The 18,148-nt window shown below is 57.0% G+C and carries 17 protein-coding genes and 1 pseudogene; 9 read left to right on the forward strand and 9 right to left on the reverse strand.

What is annotated here, in order from left to right:
• The first annotated feature begins 19 nt into the window (after window positions 1-19).
• The 8 genes from nifX (at window position 20) to B0G82_RS37765 (ending at window position 3,748) form a co-directional block, all read left to right on the forward strand.
• Window positions 20-433 (forward strand): nitrogen fixation protein NifX, encoded by a 414-nt coding sequence (nifX, locus tag B0G82_RS37730; protein ID WP_105512104.1) that lies wholly within the window; start codon window positions 20-22, stop codon window positions 431-433.
• Window positions 426-911, forward strand: coding sequence for a NifX-associated nitrogen fixation protein (locus B0G82_RS37735; RefSeq protein WP_121311323.1), 486 nt, complete (start codon window positions 426-428; stop codon window positions 909-911). The genes nifX and B0G82_RS37735 overlap by 8 nt, the downstream gene beginning before the upstream one ends.
• A 24-nt stretch (window positions 912-935) precedes the next feature.
• Window positions 936-1,136: a CCE_0567 family metalloprotein gene (locus tag B0G82_RS37740; protein ID WP_121311324.1), complete on the forward strand. Its 201-nt coding sequence runs from the start codon at window positions 936-938 to the stop codon at window positions 1,134-1,136.
• 25 nt (window positions 1,137-1,161) lie between these two features.
• Window positions 1,162-1,473 carry a ferredoxin III, nif-specific gene (gene fdxB, locus B0G82_RS37745; protein WP_121311325.1) on the forward strand — a complete coding sequence of 104 codons (312 nt, stop codon included), beginning with the start codon at window positions 1,162-1,164 and terminating at the stop codon, window positions 1,471-1,473.
• A gap of 11 nt (window positions 1,474-1,484) precedes the next feature.
• Window positions 1,485-2,045 carry a nitrogen fixation protein NifQ gene (locus tag B0G82_RS37750; RefSeq protein ID WP_121311326.1) on the forward strand — a complete coding sequence of 187 codons (561 nt, stop codon included), beginning with the start codon at window positions 1,485-1,487 and terminating at the stop codon, window positions 2,043-2,045.
• 313 nt (window positions 2,046-2,358) lie between these two features.
• The gene (locus tag B0G82_RS37755; protein WP_341868475.1) at window positions 2,359-2,829 is read left to right on the forward strand and encodes a hypothetical protein; all 471 of its coding nucleotides are present in this window, start codon (window positions 2,359-2,361) and stop codon (window positions 2,827-2,829) included.
• A 211-nt stretch (window positions 2,830-3,040) separates the two neighbouring features.
• Window positions 3,041-3,385 carry a DUF2325 domain-containing protein gene (locus tag B0G82_RS40905; RefSeq protein WP_241975117.1) on the forward strand — a complete coding sequence of 115 codons (345 nt, stop codon included), beginning with the start codon at window positions 3,041-3,043 and terminating at the stop codon, window positions 3,383-3,385.
• Window positions 3,386-3,463: 78 nt separating this feature from the next.
• Complete coding sequence (locus tag B0G82_RS37765; RefSeq protein ID WP_199730257.1) at window positions 3,464-3,748, forward strand: hypothetical protein; 285 nt, start codon at window positions 3,464-3,466, stop codon at window positions 3,746-3,748.
• Window positions 3,749-3,795: 47 nt separating this feature from the next.
• On the opposite strand, the gene B0G82_RS37770 is transcribed toward B0G82_RS37765, so the two are convergent.
• From B0G82_RS37770 to B0G82_RS37820, 9 genes and pseudogenes are all read right to left on the reverse strand, one after another.
• Entirely contained in the window at window positions 3,796-4,584 is a 789-nt protein-coding gene (locus B0G82_RS37770; protein ID WP_121311327.1) for an ABC transporter permease, read from the reverse strand.
• A gap of 3 nt (window positions 4,585-4,587) precedes the next feature.
• The gene (gene nodI / locus B0G82_RS37775) at window positions 4,588-5,502 is read right to left on the reverse strand and encodes a nodulation factor ABC transporter ATP-binding protein NodI (protein WP_121311328.1); all 915 of its coding nucleotides are present in this window, start codon (window positions 5,500-5,502) and stop codon (window positions 4,588-4,590) included.
• Between the two features lie 272 nt (window positions 5,503-5,774).
• On the reverse strand, window positions 5,775-7,133 hold the full coding sequence (gene nodC / locus B0G82_RS37780) for a chitooligosaccharide synthase NodC (RefSeq protein WP_121311329.1): 1,359 nt from the start codon (window positions 7,131-7,133) through the stop codon (window positions 5,775-5,777).
• 14 nt (window positions 7,134-7,147) lie between these two features.
• Window positions 7,148-7,795 (reverse strand): chitooligosaccharide deacetylase NodB, encoded by a 648-nt coding sequence (gene nodB, locus B0G82_RS37785; RefSeq protein WP_121311330.1) that lies wholly within the window; start codon window positions 7,793-7,795, stop codon window positions 7,148-7,150.
• A 385-nt stretch (window positions 7,796-8,180) separates the two neighbouring features.
• Window positions 8,181-8,592, reverse strand: a pseudogene (locus B0G82_RS37795) (IS3 family transposase); the annotation flags it as partial.
• Between the two features lie 1,196 nt (window positions 8,593-9,788).
• Window positions 9,789-10,547: a GntR family transcriptional regulator gene (locus B0G82_RS37805; RefSeq protein ID WP_121311333.1), complete on the reverse strand. Its 759-nt coding sequence runs from the start codon at window positions 10,545-10,547 to the stop codon at window positions 9,789-9,791.
• A gap of 841 nt (window positions 10,548-11,388) precedes the next feature.
• Window positions 11,389-12,297 carry a DMT family transporter gene (locus tag B0G82_RS37810; RefSeq protein WP_121311334.1) on the reverse strand — a complete coding sequence of 303 codons (909 nt, stop codon included), beginning with the start codon at window positions 12,295-12,297 and terminating at the stop codon, window positions 11,389-11,391.
• 444 nt (window positions 12,298-12,741) lie between these two features.
• Window positions 12,742-14,376: a pyridoxal-phosphate dependent enzyme gene (locus B0G82_RS37815; RefSeq protein ID WP_121311335.1), complete on the reverse strand. Its 1,635-nt coding sequence runs from the start codon at window positions 14,374-14,376 to the stop codon at window positions 12,742-12,744.
• On the reverse strand, window positions 14,369-15,319 hold the full coding sequence (locus B0G82_RS37820; protein WP_199730259.1) for a GHMP kinase: 951 nt from the start codon (window positions 15,317-15,319) through the stop codon (window positions 14,369-14,371). The genes B0G82_RS37815 and B0G82_RS37820 overlap by 8 nt, the downstream gene beginning before the upstream one ends.
• A gap of 918 nt (window positions 15,320-16,237) precedes the next feature.
• Between B0G82_RS37820 and B0G82_RS37830 the strand changes: the two genes are divergently transcribed.
• Window positions 16,238-17,152, forward strand: coding sequence for a tyrosine-type recombinase/integrase (locus B0G82_RS37830; protein WP_199730268.1), 915 nt, complete (start codon window positions 16,238-16,240; stop codon window positions 17,150-17,152).
• The last annotated feature ends 996 nt before the right edge of the window (window positions 17,153-18,148 follow it).

The following is an 18,148-nucleotide window of genomic DNA, read 5'->3' on the forward strand; positions in this document are numbered from 1 at the left end:
ACCTAAAGGAGCACACAGCATGAAGATCGCGTTCGCCACCCAAGACAGGCAGTTCGTCGATGCGCATTTTGGCTGGGCGAGAAGCATCGTCACCTACAACGTCACACCGGACGGCTACCAGTTCGTCGAGGCGTTCGACTTTGGTGGCAAGCTCGAAGAGGACGGCGACGAGGACAAGCTCGCGCCCAAGCTCGAAGCCGTCAAGGATTGCGCGATCCTGTACGTCGCCGCAATCGGCGGCTCGGCCGCGGCGCGAGTGGTTGCGCTGAAGATTCACCCGATCAAGGTGCCGCGGCCCGAGTCCATCGAGGAGATTCTCGGCAAGTTGCAACAGGTGCTGAAGGGCACGCCGCCGCCGTGGCTGCGCAAGGCGCTGGCGAAGGATGGCGAACGAGTATACGACTTTGAAGACGATGAGGTATCCCATGACTGAATCATCCGCAATTCCGTCCGAGGCCAGCGACGAAATGTTGCTGCGCGCACCGTTCGTGCAGCAGCTCGTCAGGCAATTGCGCGCGCAGGATGCCCACGGCGTGTGGGACGGAAAGACCGACCTGCAACTGCTCAAGCCGTACATCCACACGCCCGAGGAACGCCGCGCGATTCCGATCATGGGCGACCCCGACCCCGAAACGCTGTGGCGGCTCGAGCTTTTCTATAGCGCGATTGCGGTGGCGATCGAGCGTGAGACCGGCCAAATGGTTTCACCGATGATGAAGATGAGCCACGAGGGCTTCGGCCGCATGGTGTTGCTCGCGGGGCGGCTCGTTGTCGTCAACAAGCAGTTGCGCGACGTACACCGGTTCGGCTTCGCTTCGCTGGAGAAGCTCGGCGAGGCTGGCGCAAAGCTACTCGGCGAAGCGGTCGAGCTGATCCGGACGTACCCCGCCGTCGCACAGTACAGTGCCTGAAGGAATTGTGAGGGGGCCGAGACGATGAGCACCGATGCCGATGAACTCAAGGCCCACCTGAAGAAACTCAACGCGCAAGCGACCCAGGCGAAATTGGACCTGCACGACCTCTCAGAGGAACTCCCGACCAACTGGGAGAACATTCTCGCTGTCGCCCGGCGCTGCCATGACGCCCACGCCGCGCTGATGGCAGCCCGCAAGGCTGCCGCTGCGGCAGCGGCCTGAACCAGCGAAGCCACGGAGCCACACCATGAGCGATATCTTCAGCGTTACGCTGCCGAGCGGCGCCACCTGGACGCCGACCTTCGTCAACAGGCTCGACGAAGAAAAATGCATTGGTTGCGGACGCTGTTTCCGTGTCTGTCCGCGTGGCGTGCTGCAACTCGTCGGGCTTGACGAGGACGGCGCGCACATCGCGCTGGACGGCAACGGCGAAGATGAAGACGACGAGTACGAGAAGAAGGTGATGACTATCGTGCATCGGGAACTGTGCGTCGGCTGCACCGCGTGCGCGAAGATCTGCCCAAAAAAGTGCTACACGCACGCCGCGGCCGTTCTCTGAGCGATGCCGCGATGAACGCCTATGCAACCCTGATGGCGTGTGCGGTGGATGCGGGCGATCCCACCGTGCTGGCACTGGCCGGCGTGCTGTCGAGCGGGTTCGAGCACCACGGCATCGATGTGCTGCCGATGCACGGACTGGACGCCGACCAGACGCGCCGGATGCTCGCGCGCTGGTTCCCGGGTGCCGGGCCGGCGCTCGGTCTTACGTGCGTCTTGTCGCCCGCCACGATGCCGCGTGACGACGAACTCGAAGATCTGGTGGCGTTGCTCAATCACCATGCCGATCCGCGCGCCGGCCCGGCAGACGAGGCGAACTGCGTGGCCCATGCGTTGGCCTGCGCGAGCCTCGGGCAAAACCACCTTTGGCAAGACCTGCTTCTGCCGTCGCGGCGCGAGTTGTCCGCGTTGATCAGCCACTGGTTTCCGCGGCTGGCCGCGAAGAATATGCGTGACATGAAGTGGAAGAAGTTCTTCTACAAGCAACTGTGCGAGCGCGAGGGCCTGTTCATCTGTAAGGCGCCGAGTTGTGGCGTCTGTTCGGACCATGCGCATTGCTTTGGCGCGGAGTAGGCAAAAATGCCCGGCTCGCGCCCCCATTGAGCAGGTGCGTCGCCGGTCCGCTTTGCCAGGCTTCTTCGGTAGATTCACGGTGAGAAGGCGCTGGACTTGCTTAAGCAGGCTCATCGTTATCTATTCAGGCATTTAAACCGAGAAATCGAACCACTAACCTTACACACCTATGGATTCGTTCCGACCTGCTGCGTCCCCGGGGCCCTGCCCTCGCTATACACCCTGCACCCGGGCCTGCTACCTGACGCTGCAATGGCCCGTTGCGGAGTCGCAGCAGCAAAGGCCGCGCGCCGGGGCATTGCCGCCCGCCTGCGTGTCCGCGCTGCCGCAACCGCCGCACCGGCTACTCGCGATCTGCGACGAAGCGGGGTTGCGCGATCTGGCGCTGTACCACTTGCAGCGGCTCAGGCTTATGCCACTGTTTGCACGCGTCGGTCACCGCTTCGATTGTGTCGCGTCGCAGGTGGCCGACTTCGTGGTCGAGTCCTGCGGCGAGCGGCATGCGCATCTGCAGGCGGGTTCCGGGCCGCCGTTGCTGCTTGACGAAGAAGGCCGCGAACCCTGGCTGGTTCAACTTTGGCACGCGTTCGACGACGTCGGTTTCCCGCCCGCGCTGCGCGCCGACTTCCGGGGCTGGGCGGAGCCGCTGTCCGAGCATCGGCTGGCGCCGCCCGCGCGTCATGCTGGCCGGACGCGCTACACGTACGACACGGTGCGTAGCTGGTTTCTCACTCCGGCAGCGGGCGAACGGCTTGCGGGCCATGCCACGAGGCGCTCGCCATGAGACCCATGCCGCCTGCTGTTGCCGTAACGGTGCGATCCGAAGCGCAGCCCGTCATGAATCAGAACCGCGGCACATGCCTTCCCGACAGCAGTGCGAGCCTGTCGCTGGAGCGCGCGCGGGCACATGTCGCGAGCCTGCAGCACGAGTTGTTCGCGGTTGAGCAGGTGCTGCTCGACGACCGCGCATTGACGCGCGCATTGAGCGGGCGTCGATGGGTTTTGTGGGCGGGCGGCCAAGCATCAACGCCGTGCTGCGTGCGCTGGTGGAGGCGGCCGGAGGCGAGTTCGTTCATCACACCGGGACCATCGACGACGATAGCCGTGCCGAAGGCTTCGAGGCTTTGCTGTCAGGCGCCTACCGGGTGCTGTGCCCATTGGATCTAATCGACCCGGACTCGCTGTTCGCGCTGCGGCGGTTGTGCGCGCGTCACCGCGCGCCGTGGTCCGCTTTGCGTTCGTCGAGCGTGACGAGCTTCATCGCGGGCGTGTTGCGGGCTCGGCCTGCCCAGCCGCGCGGCGTGGTCGCAGCGTCGCGCTTCTGCCTGAGGCAAGGCTGACGTCGTCATGACTTTACATACCGCGAGATGTGGGCGCAAAACTTGCCTTTGACGTGTCTTTCCACGAGAGGGCCTGCCATGCCGGAGTCCGCACAACGCTACGGCCTTTTCCTCAACGTCGAGAACCTCGACGGCGACGCGCGCGATGCGCTGACGCAAACGGTGCGTAACGCGCCGGCCGCCCGAACGTTCGGCTGCCATGAAGTGTGGCTCGCCGAGCATAACTACAGGTCGAACGCAAACAGCAGCGCGCTGGCGCCGCTGTTTGCCCACATCGCGACTCGTTTCCGGTGCTATATCGGGCTGCGCGGTTACCGTCGGCGGATGAGGCGCGTGCGCGGATGCACGAAGCGTTCGTGTTGATACGACATGGTGTTTTTTCTACTGACTCGTACTGGCCATAGCTGGCATTAAGACATGAGACGTCGACGTAACAGCGCCACTGACAGGAAGAACGGCAACACCGTGCAAATGCAGAGAGCGCCAATATGCAGGGCAACATAGCTCACCGGGCGTCCGAGCATCGGGGGACGGATAAGGTCGACGGAATGTGCCAGGGGTAGGAAGCGCGCTACGTCGCAAAAAACGGCAGGTAGCTTACTGATCGGGAAGATCACGCCGCTCAGGAGCACCATGGGCGTGAGAACGAGCGTTTGATAGAACACGAAGTAATCGTGACTGGGTGCAAGCGCCGCGAGGATCATCGCCAGACTCGCAAAGGCGAGGCCAGTCAGGGCGATGGCAGGCGATGCATAGAGAATGGATGACCACGCTGCGTAACCCAGCACGGTAGCTACCACCATGACGGCGATGCCGGCAAAAAAGGCCCTGGTGGCGGCCCATGCCAGTTCACCGAGAACGATATCGCCGAGCGTGAGCTGTGTACAGAGGATCGCTTCCCACATGCGCTGAACATGCATGCGAGAGAAAGCTGCGTAAATCGTTTCGAAGGTCGCGGAGGTCATTGCGCTCGTCGCGACCATACCCGCCGCGAGAAACGCGATATAAGATGCGCCATCGACGCGACCTACCATTATCCCAAAACCAAAGCCGAGGCCGAACAGATAAATCATAGGATCGGCAAGGTTACCGAGAATCGAGGCAAACGCGACTTTTTTCCATGCCAGATAGTTGTGGCGCCACACTGCAACCCAGTTCCACAGGTTCGCGGGCAGGGCCGCTGCATAAAACTCTCTCATCGTTCACTCCTTCATCCCGCGCCCGGTTAGCTGCAAAAAGACATCCTCGAGATTTGCTGGACGCTGTAAAAGGCGCAGCGCTGTGCGCCCGCGCAACTGTATGCACACCCGTTCCGGATCGGACACATAGCAGAAGAGGGTCTCACCACTGACCTCGATACGCTGCGCGTGCGGCGCGATCAACGTGCGCAGCTCTTGCGGATTGCCGCCGTGGATCTCGATCACGTGGCTCCCGATCTGTTCTGCGATCAGCGCGCGAGGCCCGCCTTCGGCGATCTTTCGACCCTCCTCCAGCACACACAGTCGGTCGCACAACCGCTCGGCCTCTTCCATGAAATGGGTGGTCAAGAGGATCGTCGTGCCGCGCGCCAACAGGGAACGCAGCCGTTCCCAGATCAGGTGGCGAGCATGCGGGTCGAGACCCGTTGTAGGCTCGTCCATGACCAACAACTGTGGATCATTGATCAGCGCGCGAGCCAGCATCAGCCGCCGCTTCATGCCGCCGGATAGTTCGGTGACGCGCGCATCGACCTTGCTTTCGAGGCGGGCGAATTCGAGCAGCGACGGCACGACCGCTTCAATTTCACGTGTGCTCATGCCAAAGTAGCGGCCAAACACCAGAAGGTTCTCGCGCACGGTGAACCCGGGCTCGAGGTTGTCGAATTGCGGCACCACGCCAATGCGCATACGTGCCGAGCGAGCGCGAGCCGGCACTGGCTCCCCGAGCACGATGATCTTGCCTGCGTCGGGCGGCGCCATGCCGAGAACCATACGCACCGTCGTGCTCTTGCCCGCGCCATTTGGCCCTAGCAGACCGAAGCACTCTCCAGGCGCGACGCTGAACGACAATCCGTCGACTACGATCTTGTCGCCATATGACTTCCTTACGCCGGCGAAGCTGATTGCTGCTTTGGACATGGAGATAAGAAGGAAAATTACGCACTCGTCTGAGAGAAAAAGAAGCCGTTCTGCTGCCGCGGCCCGATTGAAAACTCCCTGGTCGATAGACGATCCGTGCCTGCCAAGCGGGAGAGTTACTGACAATGGAGTACTAGGATTTCGGTGAATGCACTGGCGTTGGGAAGACGACAATCGAGCCTTTGCGTGAGACGATCGCACTCAAGCGGACCAGTGCCGATGGTGGGCGGTTCTGGGTTGGCGCAATACTCGAGATCTATATGTACGATTAACTAATCGCCATCGAATGCTTCGTCAGACGTCGCTAATGTTGAAGACTCACACGCGTGATCCGGTCGACGGTGCGGAGTCGCAGCGCTTGACGCTGAAGTCACGTTCGGCTTTGTAACCGGATCCGGAGGCTCAAGCTGTTTTTCTCGAACGTTCGATACGTTGCCTGCAGAGCCACGGGACAGCCAATCGCTATTGCTCAATGTGCACAGCGCATAGGCTTTCAGCGGGAGCAAGAGAAAGAGGTTAATGGGTGTGTGAAGAGAAAAGCCAAGAAATCGAATCTGGCGAGCGCGAACCGATGCCACGCTACAGCGGATCATGGTCAATGATGCGATTATCAGGGCAGTCCACCACGGCACTGTCGCTGTCAATGCGAGCTGCGCGAGCCACGCTAGAAGCGATAAGGCGAGAAATAGCGAGCCCAGATTCAGTCCGATCACGTCCAGCGTAAGGTAGCGATCGAGACAGGGCAGCAGGCGCAGCGAAAGCAACGTGTCCCGATAGGTACTGCGCGCCCAGCGCAGTTGTTGGCGCAGATACGCCCCAAGTCTGTCCGGAACGACTGTCGCCGCAATGGCGTCCGGAACGTACTCGGTCCGATACCCTGCGGTCAGCGTGAGAATCGTGAGATGGCGGTCCTCGCCGAAGTCGCTCGGTTTCCCGCGAAAAAACTGTGTCTCGTACTGGTCTAATAGCAAAAGAAGCACGGACCGTCGGTATATGGTACACGGACCGCAGCAACACATAACAGCGCCGAAGCGAGCCTGTGCCGCGCGTTCTTCGTTGCAAGCCAACCAGTACTCCATATCGATCAGGCGGGTCAGCCAGGTGTCGCTCCGGTTGCTGGCCGTCAACTGCCCCATGGCGGCGCCTATCGTCGTATCTCGCATTGTCAATACGAGCTTCTTGACGACATCGGGCGCCAGCGTCGTGTCCGAGTCGACGTTGAGTACCAGTTCCCCGGATGAAGCGCGTATTGCGGCGATTTGTGCCTTGCGCTTTCCCATATTTTGGGGGAGCGTAATGAGGTTGAATCTCGGGTCGCGTGTGTACGCATCGTATACCGGCCTCACGGCGTCGAGATTGCCAGAGCCGTCGTCGACCACATAGACCCGCAGTTTTCCGGCGTAGTCCTGGTTTGCAATGGACTCCAGGCACGCCGAGAGCGTGCGCGGTTGCTCGTTAAAGCACGGCACGATGACGTCCACGTCCGGCAGAAAGTTGGAGTCGGCGGCATTGGGCGACTTCGGCGGACCACTCGTCGGTAGACCATGGAGCGCCTGTACGCTTCTGTAAACAGTCGAGAGTAGTGCATACAACAAAACCGGGGCAGTGCTGATTGTGGCAATGGCATTCATAGATGTCGGTATGTTCAGTGTGGTTGGGGTAGCGAGCTGATTGCAAATCCGCAGTCATGCAGTGCTGGAATCAGGCGGGAAAGCGCCATGAGGGTCTGGTCGCGCAGCCCAGCATGACAGCACCGTCCTGACTCGCCGGGAGGACATCCGTCGTGCAACAGCACAATTGCGCCAGGCCGGACAGAGGCCAGCACTGCGTTGACAATCGCGTCGACGCCGGGGCAAGACCAGTCACGCGGGTCGACCGACCAGTCAAGAGCCGCCAGCCCCGCCTTTGCCGCTTCAACGACCACTTCGTCCGTCCATATTCCGTAAGGGGCACGCATATGCCGAACTGTGGCCTGGGGACACGCCATCGGGATGAGCCTGTTCGCGTCCAATATTTTGCGTCGTACTTCATCAGGTTCGCATCTGGACAAATCCGCATGAGTCATCGTGTGATTGGCAATCTCGTGTCCCTCGGCGATCATTCGCTGGATCAGCTTCGGCTGGTCCTCTATATACGCACCGATGACGCAGAACGTTGCCGGCACTCGGTGTTCTGCCAGCACATCGAGGACGTCTGGAGTGCAAAGTGGATTAGGACCGTCGTCGAACGTCAAGTGGACGTTGCTACGTCCGGCGCGATCGTAGTACTCGTCGCGCGCCTTCGGATACGCAATCGAGAACCTTCACAGATCTGACCCGTTTCGTTCAATTATCGAGCCAGTAGGCCGCTCCACGGTCGATCGTCCCATCCGGAAGGCCGCGACGGGCACGGCTTCGGTAGGTTTAGGTGGCGCGTCGAGAGATACATCCAAAAGTGTGGCCACTAGGGAGACATGCCTAAATCCGTCGTACTACTTAGGTTTATCGACATGAAGTATGCAATCAAGCAACTTCGATTTCCATTTCCGCGACGAGGAGTTCACTGTGCAACACAAAAACTGATTTGTAAAATCGATTGTGTTGATGCCTTTCATCGATAGCGTGGATACGTTGAGAAATGCGTTTCCCGTGAGTGGATAGTGACCATACCCCCGTTTGACGACTCCCATAGCTGGCGAATTATGCGGCTTGGTCTTGCTGCGCCGCGAACCAGTTTGGATGTCATGGGACTGACGCAGTCGAGTGTCGAGTCTAGCCGGCATGCATTGTAAAATCCCAGCCAGTCAATCATCTCATCCATTGCGGCAAGCCGCGTGGCAAGGTGTCGTCCATGCATGCGTGCTACCTTTAGCGAACCGCACAGATTTTCGGTCGGCGCGTATCACAGCAATCGTCACGTCGGCTCATCGACGAACCCATGTCATAGGCGCTCAATGTGTCCTAAAACAGGCCACTGCAATACTGACTACCCCGGATCGCTATGCACGATTACGCCGGCTTCCGCACGGTGCCGAAACTACGCCATGCGCCCTGCGTCCGTGACCATTTCAGCCTTCACGTGCGGCTGCATCGACCCGCCCTCCACCTGCCTTCCGGTGTCGATCGGAATCGGTTTTCGGTTTCCAGGGCACTGAATGTCCTGAGGGCGACCTAGCAGTAAGTCAGTCTCGACGGTGAATCACCCTGATATCCGTGGGTTGGTTGCCGACGTGCCCACCTACGGCTACCGGCATGTTTGGGCGTTGCTGCGGCGAAGCCGGGGCCGTGCAGGCCCAACCATGCAAAACGGGTTTATCGGGTCGTGCGTACCCACGGCCTGCTACTCGAGCGTCGGCCTCTTCATGCCCCAGTCCGTGCGCCGGCACGACTGCAAGATCGGATGAAGCATGATTATGTTTCGTGGATCCCCAGATCACACGCCAAGACCCCGCTGCAAAACTTGGCCATCGTGGTCGACCACTACAACGGATCGCATCCACACAGCGCCTTGAAATACCGCTCGCCACGCGAGTTTCGCCAGCAAGAAAATCACTAACCTCAAGCGTGACCCTGTCTCCGGTCATGCAGGGGAAAGCCCACACCGCAACCAAGGCGATGCTCGCATTCTTGCCGCGCTCGGCCACTTTGCGATATCGCCAGGACAGCCGCAACTGTGCGTCCCAGGCGCGATCGATGATGGGCTTGGCGCAGTAAAGCGTCAGTGATCAGGCGAGCGTGGAGCAGATCGGCAGTGAGCCCAGCGCGTCGGACGCAGGGCTACTTCGTTCGGCCGTAACGATTGCGCTAGCGGCGAAATCTATCCCGTCGACGGGAACCAGTCTGCGTGACCGGTTGGGGAAAATCAGCAGGAGATGCAGCCTGTCGATGTATTGCCGTCGACCGATGACCAGGAGGCGCTGGCCTTGAACGGGTGGCCCGTTCGCGTGACGACGACGATTCAGGAAGGTGGTGGTGAGGAGTAGTCTGTTGTGATGTCCTTCGACAAGATCTCCCGTTCGTGGTTGACCATCAACGTTCCCACTGATACGGTGATCTTGCGGAAGTGGTTGAAGGCGGGATACATCGAAGATCGGCAACTCCCCACAAACGCAGGGACCCCGCAAGGCGGCATCATCTTACCAGCGATTTCGAATTGCGCGCTCGATGGCCTGCAACGCCAGCTAGCGGAGAGGTTCCCCCGTCGCCAGGCGGATGGCAAACGGATTCGCCCCAAAGTCGGTCTGGTGCACTCATCGATGCAGGGCCCCCGAAGCTCGGTGGGGGATGCGTTTGTCGCTTGCAAGTCGCTTATTTTCCTTGATCCATTTTCGAAATTTGCCAACCGCCGAAACCGACCGAGCAAGCTAGCTGGTCGAACGGCGACTCAACCACGCCAATAACTGACATAGTGGGACTGTCTGTTTTTAGGTTGTAGAGTCGGCGCAGCGTTGGGTAGCCATTGGGAACCGAGAATACCTGCTGGGCTTCCGGTGAGGCCGGCGCTGCATCAATGACAAGCGACATATGCTTGACCGTGACGTCATGTCGCCGGAGCGCATCAATGATGAAGCGCTCACCGAACTCATCGACGATTTCATCCGACATGTCGGTCGGGAGAAACGAGGAATCGTACATGATAGGCACGTCGTCCGCGTAAATCACCTTGCGAACACAGAGCAGCACTTTGTCTGGCGGATTGAAGGCGCTTAGGGTTGTGTCCTTGATCCTCTCCTTTGTGAGCGAAACTAGCTCCATCTTCGGCTGAAAGCCGAGCCGTCGCGCACTGTCTAAAGCGGACATACAAGCATCCAATTCGCAGATGAAGCGAAACCGATCTTTCACATATGTCCCTTTTCCGGGTATGGACGTCAGCAGACCAGCAGACTGGAGGTCGCGCAAGGCTCGCTTGACCGTGATGGCGCTCACGCCGAACTCTTTGCTCAGCCGGGCGATCGACGTTATTACATCGCCGGGTTTATATATTCCCGTAGCAATACGTCTTGAAATCTCAGCGCGCACAACCTCGTGAAAAGTTGAGCCATCAGGCGTCGAAGCACTTTTATTCATCGGTATTTGCGGTGGCTCGTACAGCATTGGCTATGCTAGCGGGCGATATAAACGGGGCTTGGTCACTTACGAACCCGCTATCGCTATGGAAAGTGCTGATCGATTTCAGCTTGATCGCGTCGGCCGCAATGGCCTCTACCATTTTTGGCTGGCAACGTCGCAAGGATACGGCGACACGAATTCAACGCTTCTCGGGCCAAGCGACCTCTGCGCAGTCTTTGTCCCAGTGAAGGGATCGGGAATGAACGAGTTCGGGTGAACCTCCCGGACGCGCCGCTCCAGTTCGCGTAGCCTGGCTACCATTGCCGCAGGCGTGCATCCTAGCGCAACGACGTCAGACGAGCATATCGAATTTATTTGCCGAACCGCCGCGTCAATTTTATCGATCTGACCATAGTACTTCAGCGCTGACAGCCTGATTATGTTGTCGAGAAGTCAAGATGCGACTTTCATAAAGAGCCACACCTGGAACGTTCGGCATTGCGTGTGCTTCGTGCGAGAGAGCGTGATCGCTTGAAATGACGACCATGCCAATACGAGCACGATTTCCGATGCCAGCATCTACTTCATACGGGACGGTGAACCAGGAATCGCTTGGCGGAACTTTCGTTTCCATATTTTCTCAACCTCATCAAAAAAATCAGCCAAAAATACGACGCAAATACAATTCGATCTAAGGTCGCACGCGCCACGTCCTGCATACAGATTTTTCGTCTTCTCCGACTGCTCGGATGTCGTCTTTGCTGGAGCCTCACCCTTTCGATAATTTCCTCTGTCGTTCCGTCGGCCTTGCTGTGTTCCACACTTCGACTAGTTGTCCCACACACTTCGCACGTCAGGGTCACTCGACTGCATCAGCCTGCTTCGCGAACATGCACAGATAGAGTGCAGATCCGGTGATTGCGACGAATCCGACGGCAGTTTGAGTAGAAATGGAATCGCCCCAAATTAGGTACTCGAAAACAATTGCCCATACGACGCCGAAGTAGCCGAGGGGAGCCAGAAGGGACGCCGCGGTGTTTGCTAGTGCGGCGGTAAGCAACAATTGCCCTGCACCAGCAGTCAGGCCTATAAGCGCCATGTATCCGAAATCCTTCGCGTTCGGCGTCACCCAAGCGACGAAAAGTGACATCCCACTAAGAATTGTGGCAATAATAGTAAAATAGAAAACGATTGCCGCTGGATCTTCGGTTCTGCAAAGCTTCTTGACCTGAATTATCGAACCCGCGCCAAACATAGCGCTGAGGAGGACTAGGCTCATTGCAGTCAATGACCCTTTAATTCCGGTAAGTGGCAATGAGATGAGGACGACTCCAAAAAAGCCAACTATCGAAGCTACTGCTGTCGAAAGATGAAAGCGCTCAGACAGGAAGACAACGGCAAATAAGCCGATGAAGATCACTTCGATGTACTGCAGCGCCACAGCAGTTGATAACGGGAGATGAGGTAAGGCAGCGAAGAAAAGGACTCTCGCACTCAGCGCGGTGACCGCCCTCATAAAATGTCCAAAAAATCGATGCAGGGTAACGTCACGTTCGCCAACACCGTGACGTCCTAACATGTAGGCGGCGGGCACCAATCCGAACAGCATCCGGAAGAAAGTTATTTCGTTCGGAGGATAGTGAGTCGAAACAATTCGCGCAATCGCATCGACTATGGAGAAAAGAAAGGTCCCGCAGGACATCAATATAATCCCGCGCAAAGTTTGCTTATTTGGTAAGAAGGAAAGCCCGTTAAGTTGCTGTAACATGTGTTAAGCCCTCTTCAATTCTTCCGAGAGATACAACTGCATGGAGCGTCTTTTCGACCTGCTCACTCACTCCATCATATGGACGGCATCGAGTGCGCATGCCTCTGTACTCCTCTTTTTGTATCGGTTGCGTCGATTTACAGTTGGTCCTTCGCGGGCGAAGTCGCCTTTGTCGAGACCACTGTCTGCGACGACATACTAAGCAGCGTACGCATACGGCAAAAACGTAGGTTCGCACCCCGACGACTTGGATACTCTGCCGAAGAAATGCGGTCGTAGTCATGCGTCGTTTTCTCATCTTATGTTTATTGATCTCTAGTCATTAACTGATAAAGCGTCCGAGTGTTGGGAAAGGACGAGCTTTGTTCTTATGTATTGCGTTTGCCTTGTCGCACGTATCGCCCTAGCAGACCGTCCAAAATTTCAGATCCGAAGTATGGTGCATTAGCGAAGTTCCCTTAGTTTGTATTCGAAAATGTCTTGATGTCCGGTAGGTCCACAATAGTTGACGCCGGTTTCGCGAAAACCCGAATTTAGATAGGTTCGCCTGGCTAGCGCGTTGCGTCGATTGACAGCGAGCATAAGACGATTGGCATATTGTCGATTCGATAGGACCCAATTAGCCATCAATCCAGATGCCGCCTTACCATATCCATTGCCCTGATATGGTTGGCCGATACGAAAGCTATGCACAGTGATAGCGTCTAACGGCGCCCACTCCGGCAAGGCCGCCCTTTCACGCAGCACAAAGAAGCCGACGATCTTATCTCCGACCGCAAGCGAGCACGGGTGCTCATCCTCGTGAAGCGAACTATCTTGAAGGTCACGAAACACCGCATACAGCGGATCCACGAACTGTGTCTGCTCAGGCTTCAACCGGAGGTGAGCTACGGATCCGCTATCAAAGCGCGTCAAGAATATCAGCCTTGTGGGTCGCGTTTCATCGATAACGGTAGTGCTTTTGTTTTGTGCATTCAGGTTGCGCTCAGGCGAACCCGGGTCGGCCAGCTGTTGCGGAGATGCATGCAAAATCATGGGCGGCTGCTCGATGAGGCTTGAAAGGACTTGGTCGAGCGTTCGCCTGCGCCAGGCATAGGTGGACCACACGGTCATCTCTTGCGTAGGCGCTTCCACGATCACTGGATCTCGGGACACCGATGCAGGCCAACCAGGCACAGATGAAAGCCAGTTCTCGTCATAGACCGTCTCGACGTAACGGTGGCCCTCATCGGGGAAAATTGCGACGACCTTTTTTCCGCCGTTTTTTCTCGACCACCAGTTGGCTACTCTGTACGCCGCACCACTAGTGGGACCCATGAACAATCCGTGATGCCGATGCAGTCGATGAGTTGAATGGAACACCTCGACAGGCGTAAGCCAATGAACTTCGTCAAACTGCGTGTGGTCTACATTGGAGGGCACAAACGCACCGCCAAGGCCGCTGAGGGGTATCGGCTTTCCGCTGTGTTGCCCAAACAGAACAGAATTCGGAGTATCGACACCCACCGCGTGCAACTCGGGAAACAGTGTCCGAAGAAACGTGGTCGTTCCGCACATCGATCCGCCTGATCCAACAGGGCCCACCAAACAATCGATCTTTCCAACCCTTCGGATTAGGAGCTCCGCAAATTTTCCGTACGAAAGCGGATTATCCGTATTGGAGTACTGTGAGGGCCAATAGCTGCCAGGTACCTCCTGTAGATATTTGGCGAGCCTGTTCAATCGCGCTTGCTGAAGGCCGCCGACGCGCGCGGGCCTGTCCACAATTTCTACTTGTGCTCCGAGCTCTAGAAGTCTTTTGTGAAGATGCCGGTCGAGCGCCCAGTCGCTCACGAGTATTAGCTTGTATCCATACTGCACGGCAAGCATGGCCAAGGCAAGGCCAAAAGTGCCGGACGAGGACTCACAGATAGTGGCTCCGGGGCTTAACAAGCCTTGTTCGGAAGCCCGCTCCAGCATATATCGCGCCGGTAGAAGCTTCATAAGGAAGAAACTGGCTCCATACAAATCGTCAGTCAACTTGACGATCCGAGGATTTTCAAAATCCTCCAAATTTCGCATCAGTATTCGATTAAACATTTGTTTTTCCACGAACTGGTTGAGTGTGTACGATAGACTGATCAAAACCTAAACGCCTTAGATCACGCGTAGCAAGCTCTATGTGATCTGCGGTTCTGTCGTCCGCTGGGTCAAACATCAAACCGACGACAGTTCCACTGTGGGCAACTTGGACACCGATCGCGCCGTGCCGAACACCAATTTCTTCGATACGATCCAAGTGCGGCTTTCGCAAAAACCTTTCGTTGATTCGGGCGCTCGCCGTAGCGACCCGGCCCAGCAAGTTAAGATTGGAAGTACTAATCGCTTGGCGCAGGAGAGCCCGCAGGGAACGAAACATTTCGATCTCTACGCGGCTATACTCAGCCGGTTTGAAGGTGAGAGTGTCGACGGACTCGACCGTTGCTGCATCGATGCTGATGAAGTCGATATGGGGCAGTGACTTTGTGAAGGCTTCAATTATCAGCCCGTCGCGTTGGGCGAAGAGCACGGCATTCTGAGAGAAGAGCGTGGAATCACATGCCGTCTCGGCATCTACGGCAATCTGCATTACACGATCAATTGATGTGCGGACGTTCAAGTAGTCCAGCACGGCCAATATAGTGGCCAGAACGTCAGCAGTAGATGACCCCATGCCGCGCCCAACGGCGATATTGCTACTAATTGTCACATGTCCGCCGGCTCCCGTTTGTGCGAACGTTTTTAGCGTAAGCTCGGCAGCGCGTTTCGCTTTTTCGCAACGTTGTGGACTAACAGAAACCCGTGTTTCGCCATTGGCCAGAAACCTCACCTTTGACGTTAGATTAGGACAAGGCAGCGAGACCAAGCCACGGCGCAGATGGCCTCCCTCGCTTTCAAAAACACCCTGTAGAAGCTCACCGTGATGTCCAATAGCTTCACCAAATCTTTCTCTACGATGCATAACGAACCTATGAGTGCGGATTTCAAGTCTTTCGTGAGCCATGAGCTGGGTTTCAAAAGTCGGCTCGGACGAGAAACGTGCCTCCGTCAGCCAACCATGTCATAGCTGTAGTCGGTCCTAGAAACAGATATCGTGGTCGTGTCCGGTGTTTCGAAGACCTCATTACGCAGCGTCAGGAGAATTCATCATTTGCCGCAATACCCCCCAGCCGGGTGATATTGATAGCAGTGACGGTCGAAATTTGGGAACGCAAATTCTACGGGGGCCTCCGTGCGTCGCGGTCTACGGACTTCCCACGTTTGTTGCCGATGAGGAAATTCCACTTGCTCTGGGAACAGTAGAGGGTGGACTTGCCAGAGATCGATCTTCGGAGCATTTCGCTCTTCTGCGCTAAGAGTAGTACCCCTTGTTTCGCCTCGCACGCGTATTGCGTTAGGGCCTCCTCGCGGTGCTGGTATTCGCGACGGACGTAATGTCGTGCAGGAACGCGCCAAGCCTCTTTACCCCCCGGTTTGTATCGATCAGATGTTGGTCGCTGATGCTCTGGATCCCAACCGAGGTCATCTTCGTCGGTGCGCCCAGCGAGCAGCAGCTCGACGTGCGCTGGGCCGCCGCGTGCACGACAGCCCCTCCCGTGAATAGGCGCTTTGACGGTTGACGCCAAGGGTATTGTCTGTCCGACGCCGACATGGGCAGACCAGCGCAGGCAGCAGGCGTTCGTGCAATCAAGCATGTAATTCTCCTCGCAACCGGCAGTGGTCGCACGCTCGGTTATCGCGAGATCCATGCCCACTTGCTTGAAAGTTCGCTAATACGTCAGTCCGGCGAGGCGGGGATGATTTTCGTCTACCTGGGCCGACAATCAAAGCTGACAATTGCACCAGATCTTGTCGTTGTTACGACAAACTTAATAACCAGCGCATAAGTAAGCGAACAGAAATCGACGCCATGGTCTAAGCTTTGAGGGGCAGCCCTTTCACTTATCTGTGCGTTTCTCGACGATTTGGAAAAGCAACGTGGAATCAGCGCGCGCAGCCGGAATGTTCGCCGCGCCGCCATCCGCTCCTTCTTTCCTTCTTTCAGTATGCATCCTTTGAAGTACCTTCTCGATCCAAGCAGATTCAACGCGCGCCCGCCATTCCCACTAAACGCTATACCCGTACCCAGGTTGGATTTCTGACACGACCAGAGGTCGATGCGTTACTGGCCGCGCCTGATATGAGGACGTGGAGTGGTCGTCGGGATCACGCGCTGCTGCTGACGTCGGTGCAAACAGGCATGCGCTTGTCTGAAATGGCGGGACTCAAGCGGCAGGGCGTGACCTTGGGCACGGGCGCCCATGTTCGGGTAGCGGGTAAAGGTCGAAAGACCCGGTGTATACCGCTAACCGAGCAGACTCTTGGGATTGTCAGGAACTGGCTGCAGGAGACTGCCAGAGCAGACAGCGGCATCGTGTTTCCCCATGCGCGTAGTGGTCGTGTTAGCGCCGACGGCGTGACTTACATTCACACGAAACAGATTGAGACGGCCCGCAAGACATGTCCCTCCCTACGGAAAAAACGCGTGACTTTCCGCCAGCTTCGACACACCTCGGCAATGGAATTGCTGCGAGCCGGTTTCGACGGCACCATGATCGCCCTGTGGCTTGGTCACGAGTCCCCCGAAACCCCACAAATCTATTTAGATGCGGACCTCGAATTAAGGAAAAATGCTGCAGAAAGGTGCCCTATGACTGTAAGCCCAGAATTTGCCGGCCTGATGACGACTGCTGGCCTTCCTCAATGGATTGTAGCGGGCCAGAATAATTCCGAGCATTGTGCCGCCGCATGCTGCGGCGGCAACTTACAAATAAGAACTTTATTGCATCATGAGTAAATGCTGGCATATTTTTTACACGGAATTATGGCGGATATAGATCGCGGCCTGACGCATAGAAGTCGGCTCTCACGAATTCCGATTTCATGGCCTATCCCTCGGAGAATCAACCAAATCATTAGTGTCCTTATCGTCGTCTATTATCAAAGTGCGGATTTCAATTCCAGGTAATCTTTGCGCTTATGGCGATCCGAATTCTCTGGCTATGCGAACCAGTCCCCGAGCACTATCAGATTGATCGAACGTCGACGTTACAGGCTGCGCGCCCTGTGCAGATTGGAAAGGCCTTTGAACCGGAAGCCATACCATCCCGGGACTTGGCTGCGAAAGTCATATCAGGATCTGAGGTTAAGAGCGGTGTGGTCCCGCACTTTCGCACCTTGGATCCGAGAAATCAAAATCCTGTGTCGATATGCGTGATGTGAGGTTTCTCTTGTGAGAGCTCCAGACCACCTTAGGGGAGGTCGCCACGGCGGGCTTAGCCCGCATCTCCCAAGGCGTCTTTCGAAGGTGCGGAGATGATGAAGCCCACCCCATTCGACCGACGACCGCAGAGCAGGATCCGCAGTGCACGGTCGCGAGCAAGGTACTTGACATTGACTTTTTGCCATGGTCACATACTAGGTATACCAAGTTAGATTGATAGCTTAGCTAGCGTTTTCGTTGCACGGCGACGACCTAATTTATCGTATGTGAATGCTTAATAGATGACGCCGCGGCGAAGGCGATCGCGGTAGCTGAATGGCCCGAGAACCTTCTTGCCGGTTCTTACCGGCGTATCAGCAATGTCGACGGGAGCAGCGCATCGTCGAAGTAGTGTCGAGCGTCGCGCAGAAAGTAAAGTTGCGGATCGGAGCCAACTTTGGACAGGCCTTTCCAGAATCTACCCCTTGCGAGCTGGCGTATAAGTGCAAGACGCTTGGTACGCGCGCGAAGTCCAGCTGGCAGGCGGCGACATTGAGTGTCCCATGATATAGATGCAAACGGAAGACAAGT

This window comes from Paraburkholderia sp. BL17N1 (assembly GCF_003634175.1).
Lineage (GTDB): Bacteria > Pseudomonadota > Gammaproteobacteria > Burkholderiales > Burkholderiaceae > Paraburkholderia.

Coding starts and splice junctions, on each gene's coding strand:
- nifX (WP_105512104.1), top strand. CDS start 20: ATGAAGATCGCGTTCGCCACCCAAGACAGGCAGTTCGTCGATGCGCAT.
- B0G82_RS37735 (WP_121311323.1), top strand. CDS start 426: ATGACTGAATCATCCGCAATTCCGTCCGAGGCCAGCGACGAAATGTTG.
- B0G82_RS37740 (WP_121311324.1), top strand. CDS start 936: ATGAGCACCGATGCCGATGAACTCAAGGCCCACCTGAAGAAACTCAAC.
- fdxB (WP_121311325.1), top strand. CDS start 1,162: ATGAGCGATATCTTCAGCGTTACGCTGCCGAGCGGCGCCACCTGGACG.
- B0G82_RS37750 (WP_121311326.1), top strand. CDS start 1,485: ATGAACGCCTATGCAACCCTGATGGCGTGTGCGGTGGATGCGGGCGAT.
- B0G82_RS40905 (WP_241975117.1), top strand. CDS start 3,041: ATGGGTTTTGTGGGCGGGCGGCCAAGCATCAACGCCGTGCTGCGTGCG.
- B0G82_RS37765 (WP_199730257.1), top strand. CDS start 3,464: ATGCCGGAGTCCGCACAACGCTACGGCCTTTTCCTCAACGTCGAGAAC.
- B0G82_RS37770 (WP_121311327.1), bottom strand. CDS start 4,584: ATGAGAGAGTTTTATGCAGCGGCCCTGCCCGCGAACCTGTGGAACTGG.
- nodI (WP_121311328.1), bottom strand. CDS start 5,502: ATGTCCAAAGCAGCAATCAGCTTCGCCGGCGTAAGGAAGTCATATGGC.
- nodC (WP_121311329.1), bottom strand. CDS start 7,133: ATGAATGCCATTGCCACAATCAGCACTGCCCCGGTTTTGTTGTATGCA.
- B0G82_RS37805 (WP_121311333.1), bottom strand. CDS start 10,547: ATGAATAAAAGTGCTTCGACGCCTGATGGCTCAACTTTTCACGAGGTT.
- B0G82_RS37810 (WP_121311334.1), bottom strand. CDS start 12,297: ATGTTACAGCAACTTAACGGGCTTTCCTTCTTACCAAATAAGCAAACT.
- B0G82_RS37815 (WP_121311335.1), bottom strand. CDS start 14,376: ATGTTTAATCGAATACTGATGCGAAATTTGGAGGATTTTGAAAATCCT.
- B0G82_RS37820 (WP_199730259.1), bottom strand. CDS start 15,319: ATGGCTCACGAAAGACTTGAAATCCGCACTCATAGGTTCGTTATGCAT.